This window comes from Magnetococcales bacterium (assembly GCA_015228815.1).
Taxonomy (GTDB): Bacteria; Pseudomonadota; Magnetococcia; order Magnetococcales; family UBA8363; genus UBA8363.
The window spans coordinates 1-20500 of record JADGCV010000047.1 but is presented as its reverse complement, the minus strand read 5'-3'; the positions used below and the strand labels follow the sequence as shown (position 1 = coordinate 20500).

At 57.5% G+C, this 20500-nt stretch carries 18 protein-coding genes; 7 read left to right on the top strand and 11 right to left on the bottom strand.

Annotation, left to right across the window (positions count from 1 at the left end):
- Window positions 1–20 precede the first annotated feature (20 nt).
- Window positions 21–1181: a Fic family protein gene (locus tag HQL76_15530; GenBank protein MBF0110579.1), complete on the bottom strand. Its 1161-nt coding sequence runs from the start codon at window positions 1179–1181 to the stop codon at window positions 21–23.
- 137 nt (window positions 1182–1318) lie between these two features.
- Window positions 1319–2692, bottom strand: coding sequence for a M18 family aminopeptidase (locus tag HQL76_15525; GenBank protein MBF0110578.1), 1374 nt, complete (start codon window positions 2690–2692; stop codon window positions 1319–1321).
- 29 nt (window positions 2693–2721) lie between these two features.
- Between HQL76_15525 and HQL76_15520 the strand changes: the two genes are divergently transcribed.
- The 5 genes from HQL76_15520 (at window position 2722) to HQL76_15500 (ending at window position 9434) form a co-directional block, all read left to right on the top strand.
- Window positions 2722–3147, top strand: coding sequence for an OsmC family protein (locus tag HQL76_15520; GenBank protein MBF0110577.1), 426 nt, complete (start codon window positions 2722–2724; stop codon window positions 3145–3147).
- Window positions 3148–3201: 54 nt separating this feature from the next.
- Complete coding sequence (locus tag HQL76_15515) at window positions 3202–4329, top strand: glycosyltransferase family 2 protein (protein MBF0110576.1); 1128 nt, start codon at window positions 3202–3204, stop codon at window positions 4327–4329.
- A gap of 98 nt (window positions 4330–4427) precedes the next feature.
- The gene (locus tag HQL76_15510) at window positions 4428–6014 is read left to right on the top strand and encodes a hypothetical protein (GenBank protein ID MBF0110575.1); all 1587 of its coding nucleotides are present in this window, start codon (window positions 4428–4430) and stop codon (window positions 6012–6014) included.
- Between the two features lie 18 nt (window positions 6015–6032).
- The gene (locus HQL76_15505) at window positions 6033–7166 is read left to right on the top strand and encodes a DUF4922 domain-containing protein (GenBank protein ID MBF0110574.1); all 1134 of its coding nucleotides are present in this window, start codon (window positions 6033–6035) and stop codon (window positions 7164–7166) included.
- A gap of 24 nt (window positions 7167–7190) precedes the next feature.
- A complete protein-coding gene (locus HQL76_15500) occupies window positions 7191–9434 on the top strand; it encodes a PAS domain S-box protein (protein MBF0110573.1) in 2244 nt (747 codons plus the stop codon).
- A 24-nt stretch (window positions 9435–9458) separates the two neighbouring features.
- On the opposite strand, the gene HQL76_15495 is transcribed toward HQL76_15500, so the two are convergent.
- Entirely contained in the window at window positions 9459–10088 is a 630-nt protein-coding gene (locus tag HQL76_15495; protein ID MBF0110572.1) for a hypothetical protein, read from the bottom strand.
- A 223-nt stretch (window positions 10089–10311) separates the two neighbouring features.
- On the opposite strand from HQL76_15495, the gene HQL76_15490 reads away from it, so the two are divergent.
- Complete coding sequence (locus tag HQL76_15490; GenBank protein MBF0110571.1) at window positions 10312–11067, top strand: outer membrane lipoprotein-sorting protein; 756 nt, start codon at window positions 10312–10314, stop codon at window positions 11065–11067.
- A gap of 48 nt (window positions 11068–11115) precedes the next feature.
- Here the strand turns inward: HQL76_15490 and HQL76_15485 are convergent, their stop codons facing one another.
- The 7 genes from HQL76_15485 to nifE form a co-directional block, all read right to left on the bottom strand.
- Window positions 11116–11439 (bottom strand): nucleotidyltransferase domain-containing protein, encoded by a 324-nt coding sequence (locus HQL76_15485; GenBank protein ID MBF0110570.1) that lies wholly within the window; start codon window positions 11437–11439, stop codon window positions 11116–11118.
- A gap of 106 nt (window positions 11440–11545) precedes the next feature.
- Window positions 11546–12679: a homocitrate synthase gene (gene nifV / locus HQL76_15480; protein ID MBF0110569.1), complete on the bottom strand. Its 1134-nt coding sequence runs from the start codon at window positions 12677–12679 to the stop codon at window positions 11546–11548.
- A 14-nt stretch (window positions 12680–12693) separates the two neighbouring features.
- Entirely contained in the window at window positions 12694–13017 is a 324-nt protein-coding gene (fdxB, locus tag HQL76_15475; protein ID MBF0110568.1) for a ferredoxin III, nif-specific, read from the bottom strand.
- A 71-nt stretch (window positions 13018–13088) separates the two neighbouring features.
- Window positions 13089–13553, bottom strand: a complete 465-nt coding sequence (locus HQL76_15470) for a NifX-associated nitrogen fixation protein (protein MBF0110567.1) — start codon at window positions 13551–13553, stop codon at window positions 13089–13091.
- A gap of 34 nt (window positions 13554–13587) precedes the next feature.
- A complete protein-coding gene (locus HQL76_15465) occupies window positions 13588–14076 on the bottom strand; it encodes a nitrogen fixation protein NifX (protein MBF0110566.1) in 489 nt (162 codons plus the stop codon).
- Complete coding sequence (gene nifN / locus HQL76_15460) at window positions 14073–15452, bottom strand: nitrogenase iron-molybdenum cofactor biosynthesis protein NifN (GenBank protein MBF0110565.1); 1380 nt, start codon at window positions 15450–15452, stop codon at window positions 14073–14075. The genes HQL76_15465 and nifN overlap by 4 nt, the downstream gene beginning before the upstream one ends.
- A gap of 16 nt (window positions 15453–15468) precedes the next feature.
- Window positions 15469–16836 (bottom strand): nitrogenase iron-molybdenum cofactor biosynthesis protein NifE, encoded by a 1368-nt coding sequence (gene nifE / locus HQL76_15455; protein ID MBF0110564.1) that lies wholly within the window; start codon window positions 16834–16836, stop codon window positions 15469–15471.
- A gap of 225 nt (window positions 16837–17061) precedes the next feature.
- Here nifE and HQL76_15450 point away from each other — a divergent pair, with 225 nt between their 5' ends.
- Window positions 17062–17814, top strand: a complete 753-nt coding sequence (locus HQL76_15450; protein ID MBF0110563.1) for a DUF1640 domain-containing protein — start codon at window positions 17062–17064, stop codon at window positions 17812–17814.
- 61 nt (window positions 17815–17875) lie between these two features.
- Here HQL76_15450 and HQL76_15445 read toward each other — a convergent pair whose 3' ends face one another.
- Window positions 17876–20353, bottom strand: a complete 2478-nt coding sequence (locus tag HQL76_15445) for an acyl-CoA reductase (GenBank protein MBF0110562.1) — start codon at window positions 20351–20353, stop codon at window positions 17876–17878.
- Window positions 20354–20500 lie beyond the last annotated feature (147 nt).

Sequence of the window (20500 nt, the reverse complement as noted above, 5' to 3'; positions counted from 1 at the left end):
GTTTTTTAACAAGATCTCATCTAAAAATCGGTTCCCTTGTTCAGTATCTCGATATATTGGGTATAGCTGAACACCCGGTTCCGCTGTTTCCGGGTCAACTTAACGACGATCCCCAGGAGTTCCAACCGCTCCAAAGACTTGTTGACCGTCGCGGGGGCAAGACCGGTCTTTTCCGACAACCAGCCCGATGTAGCGATGGGATGTTCCGTCATCGCCCGATGAATTTGCATGGAGGAAGCCGCGGCACGGCCCATCCCGGCAATCCGCGCCCTGTCTTTTTCGATCAGGGCCACCAGCAACTTTGCCGCATCCACGGCTTGAGTGGCCGTGACAATGACCGCCTCGGCGAAGAAATCAAGCCAGGCCTCCCAATCTCCGGTATGTCGGACGTTGTTCAGTAATTCGTAATAATAGCGGCGGTGGGTTTTGAAATAGAGGCTCAAATAAAGCATGGGCTGCCGCAATACCTTTTGCTCGCACAGCAAAAGCGTCATCAGGAGTCGTCCAAGACGACCATTGCCATCGAGAAACGGGTGGATGGTCTCGAACTGCACATGAACCAGGGCCGCCTTGAGAAGCACGGGGGTCGGTTCGGGTTGGTCGTGGAGAAACAATTCAAGTTTTCCCATCGCCTCCATGACCTGCTCGGGAGGGGGAGGCACGAACGCGGCGTTCCCCGGTCTGCTTCCTCCGACCCAGTTCTGCGTGCGCCGGAACACGCCAGGGGTCTGGTGGCGACCACGCCCCTTGGCCAACAAAACACCATGAATCTCCCTGATCAGACGGAGCGATAGAGGAAATCCCTCTTTCAACCGTTCAAGCCCATGGTTCAAGGCCGCAACATGATTGCTGACCTCCCGGACATCGTCCAGTGGCACCCCTGGTTCCTGGTCCAGTTCAAAAAGAAGCAGGTCCGAAAGGGATGACTGGGTTCCCTCGATCATGGATGAAAGAACAGCCTCCTTGCGAACATACATGTAGAGAAAGAGGGCCGTGTCCGGCAGCAGCATCGATACGCTGTCCAGCCGACCCAATGCAAGCAGCGCCTGGTCGAACTTGCCACGCAGCTCGGGCGTCCACTCGATGGGAGGATTGGGGGGCAGGGGGGCGGGCACGAAGGCCCGGACCTTCTCACCCACCGTGGCGATGGACACATAGTGACCTTGCAGGTTCCGCTTCATCCCCATCACCCGGAAGTTAAAACAGCCGCCGCTGTTATTTTATAAAAGCGCGATTTGTTAAAATAACGTACCTGGGCAGTTACAAAATAACAAAGGCGCTGCGGTCAGACAAGCGCGGGGCAAAAGTGGCGCCACCGTCATCCCGACGCGAAAAACCTCCGGAGCAGGCGCCGCAGGTCGGCAACATCCTGCAAACCCGCCGTTTCGCGAATCGAGTGCATGGCCCAGGAAGCAATCCCCAGATCGATGGCATGAATTCCCAAGGCCGCCGCAAGCATCGGACCGATGGTGCTGCCGCAGGTCAGATCGGCGCGCATGGCAAATTCCTGCCAGGGAATCTCCAGCGAGCGGCACAACCCCTTGAGCCTTCCCTCGGCGATGGTGGAATGGGCATAGCGCTGGTTGGCGTTGTGCTTGAAGACCACCCCGGCATTCAACATGGGGGCATTGTTGCCATCGTGGCGGTCGATAAAATTGGGATGGACGCCGTGGGCATTGTCGATGGAAACCATGAGGGAACGCGACATGGATCGTTGAAATCCTTCCGAATAACCCAGAATCCGTCCGAGAACCGCAGGGAGAAAATTGCCCTGGGCACCCGTGGGACTGAGACTGCCGCACTCCTCATGGTTGAAACAGGCGAACATCGGTACGAGGACCTCCGCCCCGCCCGGTTCCCCCGTGCGCTGGTCCCGCTCCGTCACCGACTCGGCCAGAGCGGTCACCGCGGCAAAACAACTCAACAGGTTATCCAGCCGCCCCCCCGTGATCCATCCCGCCCCGCCGCCCATGGTTTGCGGTGGGGCGACATCGTATAATGAAAGGTCCCAGGAGACGGGAACACATTGCGAAAACATCTCCGAAGGATACCTGGTGGCCAGACATTCAAGAATGGCGGAACGAAAAATGGCCGAAGGATCCCGGTCACCGAAAAAACCGGGGTGGAGAAGAATCGGCGAAAGATCATCATGACGGCGAATTTTGCCGCCATCGCCCGCTTCCCGATTGAGGTGTATCGCCAGACTGGGTACAATCGCCACCGGCTCGCCAAAGTCCAGAAGCCTGTGCCGCAATTGGCCGCCAGGACCCGCCAGGGTGATCTCGCCCGCCAGGCCAAGACCACGGTCGAACCAGGTCGATAGCAAGGGTGAACCATAGACCTCGACATCCAGGACAAGGTGTTCTCCCTTTTTCTTGCAGGGATTGGCTTTGAGTTTCAGACAGGGACTGTCAGAATGGGTACAGGCCAGATGGATCGGGAACGGACCTTCGGCTCCATGAGCCTTCGTTTCGCGTCCCGTTGTGTCGTATCCCGATCCCCGCCGCGGCATGACAAAGGCGATCATCGCCCCCGGCTGGCGCTTGACCAGATAACGCCCGCCCGGTTCGAGTGACCAGGAGGCATCCTCGGCCAGTCGGGAAAAACCATGCGCCATCAGAATTTTTTCCATCTGTTCGATGGCATGCCAGGGCGTGGGCGCGGCATGAAGAAACTGGGTGAGTCGTTCCATGTTCCACTTTATAGAGAAGGAGAGCGCAAATGGCTATTGGATTACCGGATATTCATGTCCATTTTACCGGAGGCAAAAAGGTCGATGCCCTTTTTGAACAGTTTACCGTGAAAACCGACCAGAAGGTCAAGGACGGCGGCGAAGAGACGGCCCCCGCCCCCTTCATGATGTTCCTCTCCTCCCTGGCCACCTGCGCCGGAATCTTCGTCCTCGGATACTGCCAAAGTCGCGGCATCGAAACCTCCGGCATCACCCTGAGCCAAACCCACGAATTCGTCGCCGATGGCCCGACAAGAATGCGTCTGGGAAAGATTGGCATCCGGATCGAGGTGCCTCAAGGATTTTCCGAAAAGGAAAAAGCGATGCTCGTTCGGGTTGCCGAACAATGCGCCGTCAAGAAGGTGTTGGAACATCCCCCCGAATTTTCCGTGGAAACCGTCGAGGCCATCGGGTAATGCAAACGGTAAGGATCTTCCCTTTTCATTCCCCGAACCAGGTGCCATAAAACCGTGACGAAGAAACTGAGCGTTGTCATCCCGTGTTACAACGAGGAAAAGACCCTGACCCAATGCGTCGCCCGGGTCCTGGCCATCGCGGACGAGGAACTCGAACTGGAAATCATCATCGTCGATGACGCCTCGTCCGACCAGAGCCTTCGGATGGCGCAAGCGCTGGAACGGGAAAATCCACGGATCCGGGTATGCCATCACCCGGTCAACCAGGGAAAAGGGGCCGCCCTGCGCACCGGATTCAGGCAGGCCTCGGGAGATTATGTCGCAGTCCAGGATGCCGATCTGGAATACGATCCAAACGATCTGAAAAAACTTGTACAACCCATTCGCGAAGGAATCGCCGATGTGGTCTTCGGCTCCCGATTCCTCTTCACCGGCTGCCATCGGGTGCTCTACTTCTGGCATTCCATGGGAAACCGGTTTCTGACCTTCCTGTCCAACATGTTCACCGACCTGAACCTGACCGACATGGAAACCTGCTACAAGGTGTTTAAACGCGACATCATCCAGAAAATAGAAATCCAGGAAAACCGCTTCGGCTTCGAACCCGAAATCGTCGCCAAGGTTGCCGATCTGCGCCTCCGGGTCTATGAAATGGGCATTTCCTACCAGGGCCGCACCTACGAGGAAGGAAAGAAGATCGGTATTCGCGACGGTTTTCGCGCCCTGTATTGCATCCTGCACTACAACTCCCACAAAGCGCCGCTACCGCTGCAATTTCTGCTCTATCTGTTCATCGGCGGGGTGTCGGCGCTGTTCAATCTGATTCTTTTTCTCCTTCTGTTGAATGGTGGCGCGGCCACTGCCATTGCCGCCGCCGTCGCGTTCGCCTCGGCGGCGCTCGTCAACTATCTTTTGTGCATTCTGTTGCTCTTCCGCCACAAGGCGCAATGGAGCGGCCCGGTGGAAGGGCTCCTTTATGCCCTTCTGGTCACGGCGATCGGCTTTGCCGACCTGTGGATGACCACCTGGTTTCTCGCACTCGGGATGGGCGCCGCCAAAGCCAAATTGACCGCCACCCTCCTCGGACTGGCGCTCAATTTCGCCGGACGCAAAATGTTCATCTTTTCCGAGAAGGGACGGGGCAACTGGTTGCCGCAACAATCCGACAAGGACCGGCCATGATCCCGGACGCCGGACGTCAACCCCAGCCAAGGATCGCAATCACAACGTTCCCGGCAAACGCTAAAGCTCCCTGGACTTAACGACAGGCCGCCAAGATCATGAATCTTCTCCCTCGGGTCATCCTTGCAATCGTGGCGCTCGTCTTTTTTTCTCTCTCCTTTTTCGTCTGGCCCTCCTCCGACGATTTTGGATTTGCCTACAATTATCAGGCCCAGGCCCTGGTCACCTGCGCCAGGGAAACCGACGCAGGAAGAATGACGATCGATTTTCCCTGCCATCGCTATTATTCCTTCGACAACCCCCTGCGCCCCGCCAGCCTTCTCGATCTGGCCGCCAACGAATACCTGACCTTCGTCGGTCGCTACTTCACCAACATCCTCGCCTTCTATTTCCAGGGAGAACTGGCCCGTCATCTGGGACCCTGGAACCTGTACCGCGCCTATCCCCTTTTTCCCGTGTTGACGATCATTTCATTCCTTCTTTCCGCGGGATATTTCGCCAGACAATGGGGGTATCGCGGCGGACTCATTCCCCGACAGGCATTATTCTGGGGTCCCCTCGGATTTGTCGTCCTCTACCTGCAACACATGCCGCATCTGGCCTCCTCCTTTTTTCAGGTGTCGCAACTTTTGATGCATCAAATCTGCATCCCCCTTTCCCTGCTCTGGCTCGCTTCCCTGCGGGCCTGTCATGACAGGCCGAAGGGATGGCCCCGGATGGGAACTGCACTCCTTGCCGCGGTTTTGATCGTCGCCATCATGGGAGCCAGTGAAATCATCCTGTTCTGGAACGGATTCCTGGCCTTTGCGATCATGACCCTGGCAACCTGGAACCGCCTCGCGGAACGCCGTTTCTACCAGATGATCTTCGTGTTGGCCCTGGGCGGCGGGCTGGCGGTGGTATTGGCCCCGGGGACGCTATCGCGTATCGGAGAAACCTCGGGCGCGGCAATCTCTCTCATGAACGCCCTCGGCCTCAGCCTTTCGTGGAGCTTGCGCTACCTCGCCTCGTGGATCTTAAGCCCAACCCTGTGGGCCCTGACCCTGCTGGCGCTCCCCGGCGCCATCCAGGTCGTCGCCTCCCAATCCTGGTACCGTCGCGTCACCCGAATCCATTGGTTGGCATTCATTGTCCTCTGGGTGGGGATGATCTGGGCCTCATGGTTGTTGTTGGCAGGGATCGGAAGAGATATGCCCCTGCGCGTCGTCAATGGCATCTATTTTTATTTTCTTTTGGGATGGTTCGTCGGTCTTCATCTGACCATCGCCGCGTTCAATATTCGCGCCCTCCCCTGGAAACACTGTGTTTCCGGAAGCTGGAACAAGATTCCCATACTATTGCTGGGATTGTCTTTTCTCATTCCCGCCGGTTTTCTCAGGCCCACCAACAATTTTCTCCTGGCCATTCACGATTTGTCGGGTCCATTGTGGAACTATCGGCAACAACAGTCGCACCGTCTGCGACAAATAGCCGCCGCCGTGGATGCCGGCGAAACGGAAATCACCATCACCCCATTCCGGGAAAAACCGGAATCGGTTTTCTACGAGGATATTCTGCCCGAACGATCGAACAATTGGCGCAATCGGTTCATGGGAGCGTTTTACGGACTCAAGACGGTTCACCTGGAACCGGCGGGTCCTGCAAGACGTTCCCCACCCCGCGAAGCCCCTGGACGTGCCTTGTGAATGTAAGGAAATGGCGAAATGACCGTTCTCTATGGAATGGAAAAATTTAATCTGGACCGCTTTGAAACCCTTTGGCTGGCACTGCGCGATCGCCTCGATGAAATCCGCGCCAGAGATGGCCTGGTAGGGGTCATCGAGGCACTGAAACAACAACAACTCGATTGCGGGTTTATTCAGGATGATTTAAGCGATGTCATCAAGTATCGGATGATCAAGGAGGGAGATCCGGAACGGTATTTCATCGTCCAATACAATCCACGACGGGCCATGCGCTTTGCCGGGGCGGGACGGCGCATCCCGCCACAAGGCTCGACGTCGATCAATGGCGGCTGTTTCCTGTGCCGCGACAACATTCGCTGGCAGCAACGGGGAATCGAATGCGGTTATGAGGTCCTGGTCGAGGCCAAGAAAGGACCGCGCCATTACATCATCTGGATGAATCCCTTTCCACTGATGCCCAATCATGTCACCGTCGCCTCGGCCAGCCACCGCCCCCAGGCCTGGCCCCACGCCAATCCCGTTCAGGGCGGATTGTCCACCTGCATGGATGCCATCGGTCACGATTTCATGACCCTTTTGGGAATCATGCCGGGCTACCTCGGCTTCTACAACGGCGACGGCGCCGGCGCCTCGATTCCGCACCATTTTCACTTTCAATTTTTCCGCCGGATCGACGGCCAGGGTGAATTTCCCCTGGAACAGGCGGCCCGTCATGGCGGCGCCCATGGCGATGAATCCGGTCCGTGGCTGGTTCCCAACTATCCCATCACCGCCATCCATTTTCGCGGTCCCAAGGCCCGGGTGGAACGGCAACTCACCCGGGTCGCCCAGGCCTGGGAAAAAATGTTCCTCGACCCCCGAGTCATGACCGCCAACCTGATCGGTTCCGCCGATCCGTCGCAGGATGATCTTTTCGACCTTTATTTCATTCCCCGGGATCGCACCTTCAACCGCGGTCCGGGGATGGTCGGGGTCATTGCCGGACTTGAACTTCTGGGGGAGGTCGTCTATGCCACCGAGGAAGAAAAACGCTCGCTCGATCGCGGCCAGGTCAACCATGACTTCGTCGAACGGATCATCGCCTCGGTGGAGGCGCCACGGGCACGGGCATTGTGGGCCACCCTGATGAGCCATCCCGAAAAAGAATCATGACACATGTATCGGAAAGAGATTCCAATGCGCTGGACCATTGAAATCATCCAAAATCTTTCTTTTCGCCTGTTCGTCCTTCTCTGCGTCATTCTCGCCGTCATCATTTCCGAACTGCTGATCGTCGTTCAAAGTTTCTGGTTGCACGGAGAGATGCGTCCGGACCTCCTGATCGTGGGATTCATCACCCCCGCCATCGATGCCTTCATCGTCTCCTTCATCGCCGCCGTCGTCTTCGAAAAAATGAAAAGACAGGAAATTCAATTGAACGAGGAACTGGAAAAACGACGGCAAACCCAGCTTGAACTCGCCCGGTTTCGCGATACCCTCGATCGAACGGGCGATTGCGTCTTCATGTTTCGCCCCGATGATTTCAGATTCATCTACGTCAACCATGGCGCCGTCCATCAGGTCGGATATGGCCATGATGAACTCTTGAACATGACCCCCCTGGACCTCAAACCTTTATTCTCAAATGATGTTTTCTCCATGATGGTCAAACCGCTCATTGCTGATCCAAGAAAACAAATTGTTTTCGAGACGATTCACCAGCATAAAAATGGCAAAAAAATTCCGGTCGAGGTCACCTTGCAATATGTTTCACCCGAATCGGGGGAACCCCGGTTTGTGGCCATCGTGCGCGACATTACCGAACGAAAAAAAGGGGAGGAACGAATTCGTGACCAGGAACGTGTCTTGTCGGACATCCTGGAAGACACCCTTTCGGGCTATTGGGACTGGAATTTTCTCCATGGAACGGCCTTCTACAGCCCCGCCTACAAAAGAATGTTCGGGTATGAGGATCATGAACTGCCCAATCATCCCGAAACCTGGAAAAAGCTGATCTTTGCGGAGGACCTTCCCGGTGTTCTTCAAAGCCTGGAACGACATATCGCCAGCCACGGAGAAACCCCCTTCCACAACGAGGTCCGCTATCGCCACAAAAATGGAAGCACCATCTGGGTCATCGCCGCCGGTCGCGTCATGGAATGGTCGGAACAGAGAGATGCCATCCGGATCGTCGGCTGTCATGTCGATATTACCGAACGGCGGCAGGCCGAGGAAAAAGCGCAAAAGGCCAACCAGGCCAAGAGTGAATTCCTGGCGGCCATGAGCCATGAAATCCGTACCCCCCTGAATGCCATCCTCGGAATGGGAGAACTGTTGCAGGAAGGAACGCTCTCCCCCACCCAGGAATGGCAGGTGCAGACCCTGAACAAATCAGGCGAAACCCTGTTGACGCTCATCAACGACATTCTCGACCTGTCCAAGATCGAGGCGGGTCAACTGGTCCTGGAAACGATCGAATTCGATCTGGTGCGCCTGATCGAGGAAACGGTGGCGCTTTTTTCGTTTGCCGCGGCGGAAAAGGGAATCCGACTGGCGCATCGCAGCGGGCCCGGCCTCCCCCGGTCCAACACCGGAGATCCCAACCGCCTGCGACAGATTGTCATCAACTTGATCAACAATGCCATCAAGTTTACCGACGCGGGCGATGTCGTGGTTCACCTGAGGATCGACAGCGGTCATCATGTCCAAATTTCGGTTTCGGATACGGGTCCGGGAATCGCCCCCGCCCAACAAGAAGAAATCTTCCTCCCCTTTTCACAGGCCGATTCGTCCATCACCCGCCGACATGGCGGGACCGGATTGGGATTGACCATTTGCCGAAATCTGGCCCACCTGATGGGGGGCACCCTGACCCTGGAAAGCGAAACAGGGAGAGGCAGCACCTTTTCACTGAATCTTCCCTGGGCCGGAATCGACCTGCAACCGACAGGCCCCACGGAAACAGGCCAACCGCCGGGAGCGGCCACCGGTACGGTTTGCGAACCTGATTTCTGGAAGGATCTTCGCCTGCTGCTGGTCGAGGATACCGAGGAAAACCAACTGGTCATCCAGGGATTCCTCAAAAAAACGGGTTGCCGGATCGATGTGGCGGAAAATGGCGCCGTGGCGGTGGAAAAATTCAGGAACAGCCGTTACGATCTGGTCCTGATGGACATCCAGATGCCAGTGATGGATGGTTATGCAGCCACAACGGCAATCCGGAACCTGGAACAGGCACACAACCATCCCCCCGTTCCGATCATCGCCTTGACCGCCCACGCGATGAAGGAAGATGGCGAACAGATCATCCGCTCGGGATGCAATCTGCACCTGACCAAACCTGTCCGCAGGCAGCGTCTCATCGAGACGATCGAACAATTGATTCGAGGCCGGTCGGACAGGACCGGACAACGACCGGTCGATAAAAGAGTTCAACCTTGAAATACCACCATCCGAGAAGGATACCTATCGGCTGATTCCGTTGCGGCATGCCTGGACCATGTCGATGACCGTCGGAATGATCCGATCCGCATCGGGTGGCGGGATGCCATAGATCCAGATTTCCTGACTCAACAAAAATGTGAATTTTTCGTAATGTCCCGTGGGAGGTCCTTCGACATCATCGTCATCCGCCCTTCGCCGGGCGTAGATTCGGACAAAATCGTTCTTCGGATGGAAACCAATGGCCACATCATTGCCGCGAACCACGACAATCCGGTAACACAGATCACGAACCCGATGATCGATAATGGCCTGGATGATTTCATCATACTGCAATAAAAGGTTGGACCGTTCCAGTTCCTTGCGCAAATGGCGGCAAAGACGACGAATGTCCTGGGATGGACGGTACCGCCTGCGGACATTTTTCCGGTGACACGTACAGGTCAGGCGATACAAATTAATCTTGTGTTCCTTCTGATTTCTCCGTCTACTGGGAATACGCCGGATGTGGTCGAAATTTTTTTCAAGTCGTGGCAGGAAAATGGTGGGACAGTGGACCATCGCTTTCCTGACGTTCCACCGTTTCCAGGTCGGAACCAGAAAAAACCGAGTCACGGCCCACAGGCCGGCCAACAGCAGGATCCAATCGAACATCTGGCTTCCGGTCGAGAAAGGAGAAGAATCGTGTGCCCACATGTTGATCGGTTCGGTTAAGGATGGTCGTCGCCGGGCATGAACGGTGGATTCTCGCCAAGGCCAAACATGGTGCGAAACTTGAAAGCAACTCCACCAGAATCCCCAACAGCCCCCACCGGGCCGAAAAACGGAAACCCGCATGAAGGGGATGCAGCAGGTTGCGTGACAAGGATTTCAATGAATGAAAAAAAACACCGTTTGTCTGGCGTTCCTGACCCTGTTCTGGCTCTGCCTCGCAGCCGTTGCGGAGGCGGTCGTCGATGTCGAGGGAGAAAAGATTCTCCTTCAAGTCGATGAAACCATGTTTCCCCCCGAGTATCGCAACTATTTCGTCATCGAAAACACGACACCCGACCGACGCAAACACAGCATTTCACTTTTTTCCGCCCAGGACAAGTCGGGGAAATCGGTTGTGCTGATCATCAATCCACCCTCCCTGCGCGGACGCAGCGCCTTCTGGGATGGCACCACCGTGTGGACCCACATCCCTGGAGAACTCGAACCGCGAAAAAACGAGCTGCGTCAGTCCATTGTCGGCGGCGTCTTCAACAACATGGACCTGTTGCCCGGTCCCTTTCATCGTTATCATCAAGCCCAGTTCGAAAAAGAGGAAAAAGATTTCCAATACCTGAAACTGACGCCAACCATCCCCGGCGTTCCCTATTCCCACATGATCATGAAAGTCAACAGACATCAGCAACTGCCCGCCGAATTGACGCAGTATGTCACGGAATATGAAATTTTCAAGCGTATCCGATTCGATGACGTCAAGGAAGTCACCAATCACCGACGGCGACCGGGCCTCATGAAAACCTTTTCCGAGTTGAACCCGCTGTATCAATCGGAATGGCGCCTGGGAACCCAGGATGAACAGCCTGTCCCGCCCGAAGCCTTTTCGGTCGATTTTCTGCCAAAACTGGGACAGGTTCTGAAATAGAAAACCCGATGCCTCACGAACAACGTTGTCAGGGATCGCAATGCCTCCTCAATGTGAGGGAGATTCATACATCACCCTTCCCTCTTTGAGTGCCCAATAAATGACAGTCCCTGGAACCTGTCCTCGACGATCCGCCTCCTCCTGGGAAACAACCAAAACATCCACCCCTGTCCCCACATCCCCAACAGCCTTCCGAAGAACCGCTCTGTCCCTGGGCGTTCCAGTCAAAATCGAGTCAATGACCATAAAATCCAAATCGGAATCCACCGTGACATCACCCGTCGCATAAGAGCCAAAGAGGATCACCCTGGCAGGCCTGGCCACCGCAACCAATCGCTCCACAGCTTGTGACATGACACGTTCATTGATCACGCTCGATCCCCATTCTTTGACACGCGGAAGTCTACAGGAAACAGGACACACGTTCCAGGCCGGAAGTTCCCCGACGCATGGGAAGCCGACCGTCAAGGCAACCGGTTCAACATGATCCATCAAGAAAGCGGGTCAATTCATCCGGTGTCGGGGAACGTTTGTGGATGGAGGTGAAACGGCGCAATTGCCCGAGGACCACGTCCGCCTGGGCGGGGGCAAGGCCGATGCCCAGGCGGGAGAAGGCATCCAGGACGCCATGACGGCCACTGTGCTTGCCCAGGACCAGGCGATGGCATCGTCCGAGTTCGGCGGGATCGATCCCCTGATAGTTGTGGACATCCTTGAGGAGCCCGTCCACATGGATGCCCGATTCGTGGGTGAAGACATCCCGACCGACAAGGCTTTTCTGCGCCGGCAGGGCGCGTCCCGAAGCCCGGGCCACCAGAGCGCTGATGCCGGGAAGGGACGCGGACAGGATTCCCGAATCCATGCCCATCGTATGGCGCAAGCCCATGACGACCTCCTCCAACGGGGCATTTCCCGCCCGTTCGCCCAATCCGTTGACCGTCGTATTGACATGACGCGCCCCCGCCCGAACCGCGGCCAGGGAATTGGCCGTGGCCAATCCAAGATCGTCATGGGCGTGCATTTCGATGTCCAAACCGGTCCTGGCACGCAGATTTCCAATCATGGAGAAGGTTTGAAAGGGATCGAGCACCCCAAGGGTATCGGCAAAACGCAGGCGTCCCGCGCCCGCGCGCTCCGCCACCTCCGCCACCCGCCATAAAAACCCTTCCTCGGCCCGGCTTGCATCCTCGCAGCCCACACACACCCCCACGCCAAGGTCCCGCGCCCTGGGAATTTCACGCGCCATCGTGGTCAATACACGATCCTCGGAAAAACCCAATTTATGCCGCATCTGTTGACGGCTGACGGGGATGGAAAGATCGACCCAATCGATTCCCAACCCGGCGCACAGCGAATAGTCATCCGCGCGCATGCGGCACCAGGCCATCAATTTGGCCGTCCGCTTCAATCCCGCAATCGCGCGTATTTCATCCCGTTCCTGTTCCCCCATCGCCGGAATGCCCACTTCCATTTCAGGAACGCCCGCCGCATCGAGCGCGCTGGCAATGGCCAGTTTTTCCTCCAGGGTAAACGCCACTCCCGCCGCCTGTTCACCATCACGCAGCGTCGTATCATTAAGAATGACCTCGCGCACCATCCGCGCTCCCTCCATGCGGCACCCCTTCTTCATGCCGCCTGTTCCAATGGTTCATGGGTCTGACAGTTTCTGGGACACACACGATTGCAGGATTCACAACCAATGCAGTCCCCGGGATTCACCAGCTTCATCACATAGGCGACATCGTCGGAAAAACCGTCCTCCTCCCATTCCTCGTCCTCCGCCCCCGTCGTCTCATCCTCGATTTCTCCGCGTTCCACCAATTGCAGCACATCCCGCGGACAGACCTTGAAACAACGACCACAGCCGATACAGGATCGATGATCGAGGGTGGTGATGAACCGGGGAATCCATGAATCACCCGATCGGGTCAAACCGGTCAAAACAGTCATGGCCACACTCCACAATGACGGCGGATCGACCGCCTGAGAAAAAAAAGATTCCCAATGGTCCCGGAAAAATCTCAGGACATCCCGGCCACATCGGAATGGGTTCCGATCCGTCCCAGGGCGATGGTAAGCAACGTATCGGATTCGTCCTTCAAGTGCGACAACGAGTCGAAGCCGAAACGATGGACATCGCGCAATACCCGATCCACGACCACCAGTTTGCCGACGATCACCAGGACATTGCCGAATCCTTCATGACTGACATTGAGAAAAGGACGGGCCATCAAGCCACACTCCATCTCGATCATCATCGCCACGGCATTGTAAAAAGCCCCCAGTCGGGCGATCGTTTCCGGTTTGGGATCGCCCGTAACCGGAATTTTTTTTCGTTCGTCCCTGGTGATGATGAATGGTCGCAACAACGCCTCGGGAGACTGCCGGTCCGTCACGCCGTAGGTATCCAGGGCGCGCATCTGTTTGACCAGTTCCTTGATGAACTCGCTTCCCAAAATCGGATCGGAGGCAATGGGGTATGACATCCTGTGGACTCCCTGGTCGTGTCGTTGACGTGCATCATTCTTCCCACGGTTCATGAAGCATGTTCTGGAAGCGATCCCTGCATTTTTCCCCGGTGTACGCGGCCAGGTGATGATTCCAGGGAAGACGCCCGGATGCGAGGCTGTGCTGAATGGCGGCAACCAGATTGCCAATGCCCGAAGGTCCCTCCAGACGGATCGGTTGTACCCCCTGTTGCAACAACTGTCGCGCCGCCGAAGCGCCAACCGCACGGCAGTGGACCGCATCGCAATCGGCCAGACTCGCCAGTCTCGGTTCCAGCTTGCCCTCCCGCCCATCCTCCTCCTCGCGGTCGAACCCCACCACCCGCTCCAGACGTGAATAGCCGGCGCTGACCTGATAGATGACAAAACGAGTCGCCGTGCCAAAATGTTCGTTCACATGACGCAGATCACTGCTGGCAAAGGCAATGCGAAATGTCCGCTCCGCCCCCTGGCCGATCACCGGATCGGTCACCAACCGCAAAGAATACCTCAAGGCGTTCATGGGATTTTGTCTCCAGTCGTGGCATAACGGGAACGATAGGGGCTGGGGTGCCGGGGACCGGAATGGAGCAGAAGATTGGTCATCTCGAACAGGGTCTGACGGGCCCCTTCGTAACCGATCCGGCAAATACTCTGCCCCCCCATCCAATCAAAAAGTGGATAGCCGCAACGAACCACCGGAAGATGCCGACGGTACCCCAGGTCGGCGACGTGGGCATTGCCGATCAAAAGATGCACCGGGTTTTCCCGCATCAGGTCTTCCAGATCCTCCAGATCACCAATGCGAATGCTCGAAAACCGGCTTTGGGCAAGGCCTTTCGTCCCCACGGACGTCACCACCGCCGGGGTCTCCATGCCCACCTCCTCAAGCAGCGCCCCCCAGGAAAGAAGCCCGTCGGGATCCCCCGCCAACGCAACCTTCCGTCCCCCAAGGTGGAAATGGCAATCCAACATGGCATCCAACAGCCGCTGGCGTTGACGACGGTATCGCTCCGGCACCGCGTTTCCCGAGACCTCCGCCAGGACCATCGACAGGCGATCGGTGGCATCGAGGCCCATCATTTCCGAAAACCGGAAATCGACGATCCCGGTCCGGCGGGCCAGAAGATCGGCGGCATCGTTCATCGCGTCACCGATCACCAAAGTGGCCCGGGCCCCCCCCATCCGTTCAATCCATGCCCCATCGACCCCCCCCGTTGTCACCGGCGAATACCGCTCCGGCCCCAGATGACCATCGAGGGCGGTTGACAAATCAGGCACCACCAGCGGATTCAGGCCAAAGGCGATCACCATGTCTTTCAGGGATTCGACCTCCGCCGGAGTCAAATGCGCCCCGACAAGCATGTTGATCGCCGGCGGCTGCCCCCGGACCTTCCCCCCGTCCCCTGCTCCGTCACTTCCCTTCACCAACGTATCGATCATTGCCCGCACTGCCCCACCGTGCCCCGTCTCCAGGCATCCCGAAAAATCGGGGGCATGCACCGCCACCACCCGGACATGGGCCAGTTCAGGATGGCCTTCCCGGAACGTGGCCACCATCCGATCGATGTCTCCCCCTTGAGTCTCGGTAAGCCCGGTGGAAATGAGGCCGATCATGCGGGTTTTGCTCCCCTTGGCCAAATGTTCCAGCCCCTCGATCATGTTGGCTTCGCCCCCCATGACGGTACCGATCTGGTCCATGGCGGTCGTTTGCAGGGGAATGGGTTCATTGAAATGGCGCACGAAAAACACCTTGGCGAAGGCGGAACATCCCTGGCTGCCATGCAGAATGGGTATGGCCCCCGCAACCCCCTGGAAGGCAAGGATGGCCCCCAGGGTCTGGGCCGACTTCACCGGACGTACACTCAGCGCCTTGGATCGTTTGATCAGATTGGCCATGACCTGGTCTCCCACCTCATGCCCAGGGAGGAGGACGGCGTACCGCCCGCCAGATGGGACTTTCCAGGGTCACGACAAGTTGCTGCGCCAATTCCTCCATGCCGGCGTAGCCGGCATAGGCAAACTCCCGTTCCTGATTGATGTCGAGAAACGGCAATCTTCCCTTCAAGGCGGTATACATGTTGCGCCCCCCCGCCATGATCAGGTCGGCGTTTTGGCTTTGCGCGATGTCGAGAAGAAGTTCAGGCTTTCCATCTTCCAGAAGGATGGCCGACGCACCCATCAGTTCACGAATCCGCTCCTTGTCCGCCTCGGTCGATTTCTTGGTCCCCGTGGCCACGACGACCATTTCCAGATCCTGAAGGGCAGAGACCACCGACCATGACTTCACCCCGCCCGTATAAAGGAGCACCCTGCGTCCCCGCAGCCGCTCGATCCATGGGGCCAGCCGTTCCCGAATCGCCGCCTCCTCTCGCTGGATGAGGGCTTCGGTTCGCTGATGAAGGCCAGGATCGCCGATGATGCGGGCAAAAGAACGCAGGGCGGCGGAGGTATCGCGAATGCCGTAAAAACTTCCCTCGAACCAGGGAATGCCAAAGCGTTCCTCCAGCAACCGGGCGACGTTGATCAACGCCTTGGAACAGACCAACATGTTGACCCGCCCCCGGTGCATCGACTGCACTTCCCGAAACCGCGCATCCCCGGCCAGGGTGCAAAGCACCCGGATTCCCAATTCGTCGAACAGGGGAAGGACATTCCAGAATTCACCGGCAATGTTGAATTCACCAATCAGATTGACATCATGAACGACAATTCCGGGACGGTCTTCCCGGGCCGGTTCAGGTTCCCTGGTACCGATGACGTGGCGAACCATGGTATCACCGGCGATCCGGTTGCCCAGGTTCTTGGTACCGTAGAATCCAGCCGCGTCCACCGGAATGACGGGAAGGGAAAAATGGCTCGCGGCGGCACGGCAGATCGCTTCAAGGTCATCCCCGATCAGAGCGGGAATGCAGGTCTGATAAACGAAGACTGCCTGAGGATGGTAACGTTGGATCACCTGGCCGATGCCATGGATCAGGCGTCGTTCCCCCCGCCCCATGATGATGTCCTGCTCGCTGAGATCGGTGGTCAAACCCAGACGATAGAGGGCCGGACCGGACGAACGGGCGCCCCGTCCGTCCCAGGAACTGCCGGCACAGGAAATGGCGCCATGGACGATGTGGGCGACATCGCCGATGGGAAAAAGAGTGATCATCGCCCCATCGAAACAACAACCGCCCGCCGTCGCCCCCGGCTTGGGCCGGGCACATCCCGACTTGCCCTTGTCATTGTGGCTACAGGCAGTCTCATCCAGAAATGCGGCAATCTCCGAGGCGCGCATGGTCTTGTTCCTTGTGCTGGCGAGGAAAGAGGACCTTCCATCCATCCTTCTTCAGCAAGGGAAATGCCATTAATTTTCTCTTGTTTTACAATACACTATAAAAAAATACCGTGTCGCGAACCGATCCATTCGCGTCTCATTGTCGTGTTCACGACAGTGGTGTCACATTTCTTCTTTGAGGTATAGAATGGATGGTGCGTGAAATTTTCGAATGGAGAAACCATAATGAGCCAGGCGATTGCCTTCGACACCTACGCCTACGTCAAAAAACTCAAGGATGCCGGAACCGATGAACGGCAGGCGGCCATCCAGGCCGAAGCGCTGGTCAACCTGGTCGAGGATCGGTTGACCACCAAAAAGGACCTGGCCGAGGTCGATGCCACATTGCGACGAGACATCAAGGAACTCGATGTCAAGATCGAGTCGGTCCGGGCGGATCTGAAGCGCGACATCAAGGAACTCGATGTCAAGATCGAGTCGGTCCGCTCCGAGTTGCAGCGCGACATCAAGGAACTCGATGTCAAGATCGAGTCGGTCCGCTCCGAGTTGCAGCGCGACATCAAGGAACTCGATGTCAAGATCGAGTCGGTCCGGAAAGAGCTTGACGCCAAGATCGATTTGGTCCAGGCGGATTTGAAACGCGACATCAAGGAACTCGATGCCAAGATCGAGTTGTTCCGGAAAGAATTCGATGTCAAAATCGAGTCGGTCCGCGCCGAGTTGAAGCGCGACATCAAGGAACTCGATGCCAAGATCGAGTTGTTCCGGAAAGAGATCGATGCCAAGATTGATTTGGTCCAGGCGGATTTGAAACGCGACCTGAAGGAAATGGAAACCAGTTTGCGGCGCGACATGAAAAAAATGGAACTCAGTTTCCAACGCGACATGAGGGAACTGGAACAACGCATGGTGATCAAGCTCGGCAGCCTGATGGTCATTGCCGTCGGGGCGATGGCGGCGCTGGTGAAACTGCTTTGATGGCAGTGAATCCGCCATGCAGCGCACGCAAAGTGAAGTCGTTCCGGGACCGGCCCTTGGGTCACGGACCGCCCAGGGTCACCCAGCGGACCGTCTGTCCCATGACCCACAGACCATCCCAGACCGGCTCGAAGAGGGTCATGCGACCAATTTCCGGAAAGCGGCACACCCCTTTTCGGGCCGCCTCGCGGGCATAGGTCAGACGACGTTCGCCGCTCAAGGCGAGGCCGATGGTCTGGATGTCGTCGCTTGCGAAGGAAAGGGTGGCCATGACATCATCCACGCCTCGCACGGTGACCACCCGGGAATAACATGGGGAAGCCAGTTCCAGGATCTCATCGTAAAGGACCGTCCAGGAGGTGTCCCGGGAATGCCAAACCTCATGGAACATGTCATGCTGGATGCGTCTGAGACCGATTTCCATCACCGTTCCGGCATCGGGTGGCGTCTTGGGGATTCTTGAAAGGGCGCGTGCCATTTCCTCGCCCAGGCGTTCGGCGAAGACCCGGGGCGATACCGCGCCCCCCTGTTCGACGAACACGGTGTGTGGCGAGGAACAGGCATATTGATCGAATACCGAACAATCGGTGGCGACACGGCGCAACAATTTTTTCAGGTTGCGCCCCTCCTCAAGCTGTTCCCGTCCGATCACCATGCAGGAAAGTTTGGGACCGAAAAAAAGATCGCGGACATCATAACGCCGTGGCCATCGGGCCAGGGTTTCCACTGCGGACCTCCCCCCCCAGGCAATGCGGATGTCGGCCCGTGCCGACAACTGCGCCCCCAGAGGATGATCGCTCGGGAAATGAACCACGGCGAGGGTTTGCAGCACATCGGACCCGAGGAGCGATGTTCCGCTGCCCGGCAAGCGCACCTCAAGGTTGGCCAGGGGGGCCAGGAGGTTGGCCATGACCTGTCGTTCCGCCGTGGGGGTCCGGATCAGGTTGATATTCTTGGTGACCATCGATTGCACCAGAACGAACAATCCGATCAGCGGGACATTGCCGGCGACCCAGTGCAACGCCAACCCCTTGGGAACCGCCATGACCTTGCGGCGGGTGCTGTCACGAACCGGTTGAAAATCATCCAGGCAATGATACGCTCCTCCAAGACTGGCGGCGGCGATGCGGCGCAGGGAATCGGCGGAACACCAGTCGCACAGAAAGGCAAGCCCCCTTTTTTCCAGATCGTCATACACCCCCGGTCGGCGCCACTCCCGGGCCAGAAGATCCAACAATCCGATCACCCCCTCGACCGGAACCCGCGCCAACCATTCCCGCCGCGATTCCAACCCGGAGAGGACCGCCTCCAGATCTTCCACGAATCCCCCGTGGCGACCATCGACCAGGAGCAGTTCCACGGCCCCCCGCCCGGTTGCGCCCACCGCGTCCTCTCCGACCGGGTCGGCCACCTTCGTGGCCATCACATCACCGCAACCCCGCACTTCCGCCTTGGCGACCCGTCCCGTCACCGCGAATCGAACCCCTTCCCGACCGCAACGGCAACGATCCCGTCCCAGAATCCGGCCCAGGTCATCGGTCAACACCGAATTGCCCGGATAGGAATGGGGGATTGGGGTCAAGAATTGAAGAATCCCCTCCACCCCATCCGGTACCGGTTCCAGGGTCAGGGGATCGCGCACGATGACCCGGGCCACCGCCGGCGGATGCTTCACCCCCGCCACGCAATCGGGATAATTGACGCCCATCTGTTCGGTGAATCCATAGACATCCACGACCCGTTCGGGGGGAATCCCCAGGATCTGAAAGATCATTTCCTTGAACCGCTCCGGGCCGACCGCCTGGTCGCGCAGTTTCTTCCACCCTCCGATATGCAGCACCTGACTCCCCTCGGGGAGGGAAAACCGCCGTCCCGCCCGATGCAGGGGAACAAGGACGGACTGATGGAGCATATAGGTAAAACCGAAGATCACCGGAGGGGTCCCGTCCCGCCGCCATCGTTCCAGGGAGGCGTGAAACCGCTCTTCATCGAGGATAAAGGTCTCGCCCCCTGATTTTGCGTCAGGCTCCAACCCGAAAACCGCCTCGGAGGCATGATTGAGATAGCCCAGGACCGCCGCGCCCCGGGCCTTCAGATGGACCAGGTGCCCCCTGGGATCGACATCCATGAAAAAGAATGGCCGTCGCCGGCTGCCGATCGCCTCGCCGATCGACAGGCTCATGGCGCGGGTTTGTCGTTTGGCGGTCAGGCGGTCGATCATCACGGTACTGGCGATTCCGGAGGTCCCCGAGGATTGCAGCCTGACCCGCACTTCATCGCCGGAAACCGACAGCAGCCGCCCCCCCAACAGTTTGAAGGCATGCACCGGAAGCCAGGGGAGCGTCGTCAGATCGGTCAAGGGATCCGAAAAATCGATGCCGCGCCGGAGACAATAGCGCCGATACGGGGGGCATTGTTGGAAATGGTGCCGCAGTTCCACCTCCATGGCCGCGAAAAAAAACGGATCCCCTTCCACGTCGGACCAGGCCCCCGGCGGTTTCGACAACAATGTTTGCAAAGGCTGGTTAATTTCTTTCATGAAACAAACCCTTCATCCTTTGTCATGATGCGGATCCCCCCCGATTCGAAATTATTGAAAGAAAAAAGGCAACTGCCCAGGTACCCTCTGGGTTCAATTATTGAAAGAAAAAAGGGGTCTGGGGGATTGCCCCCAGGGTTTTGATTT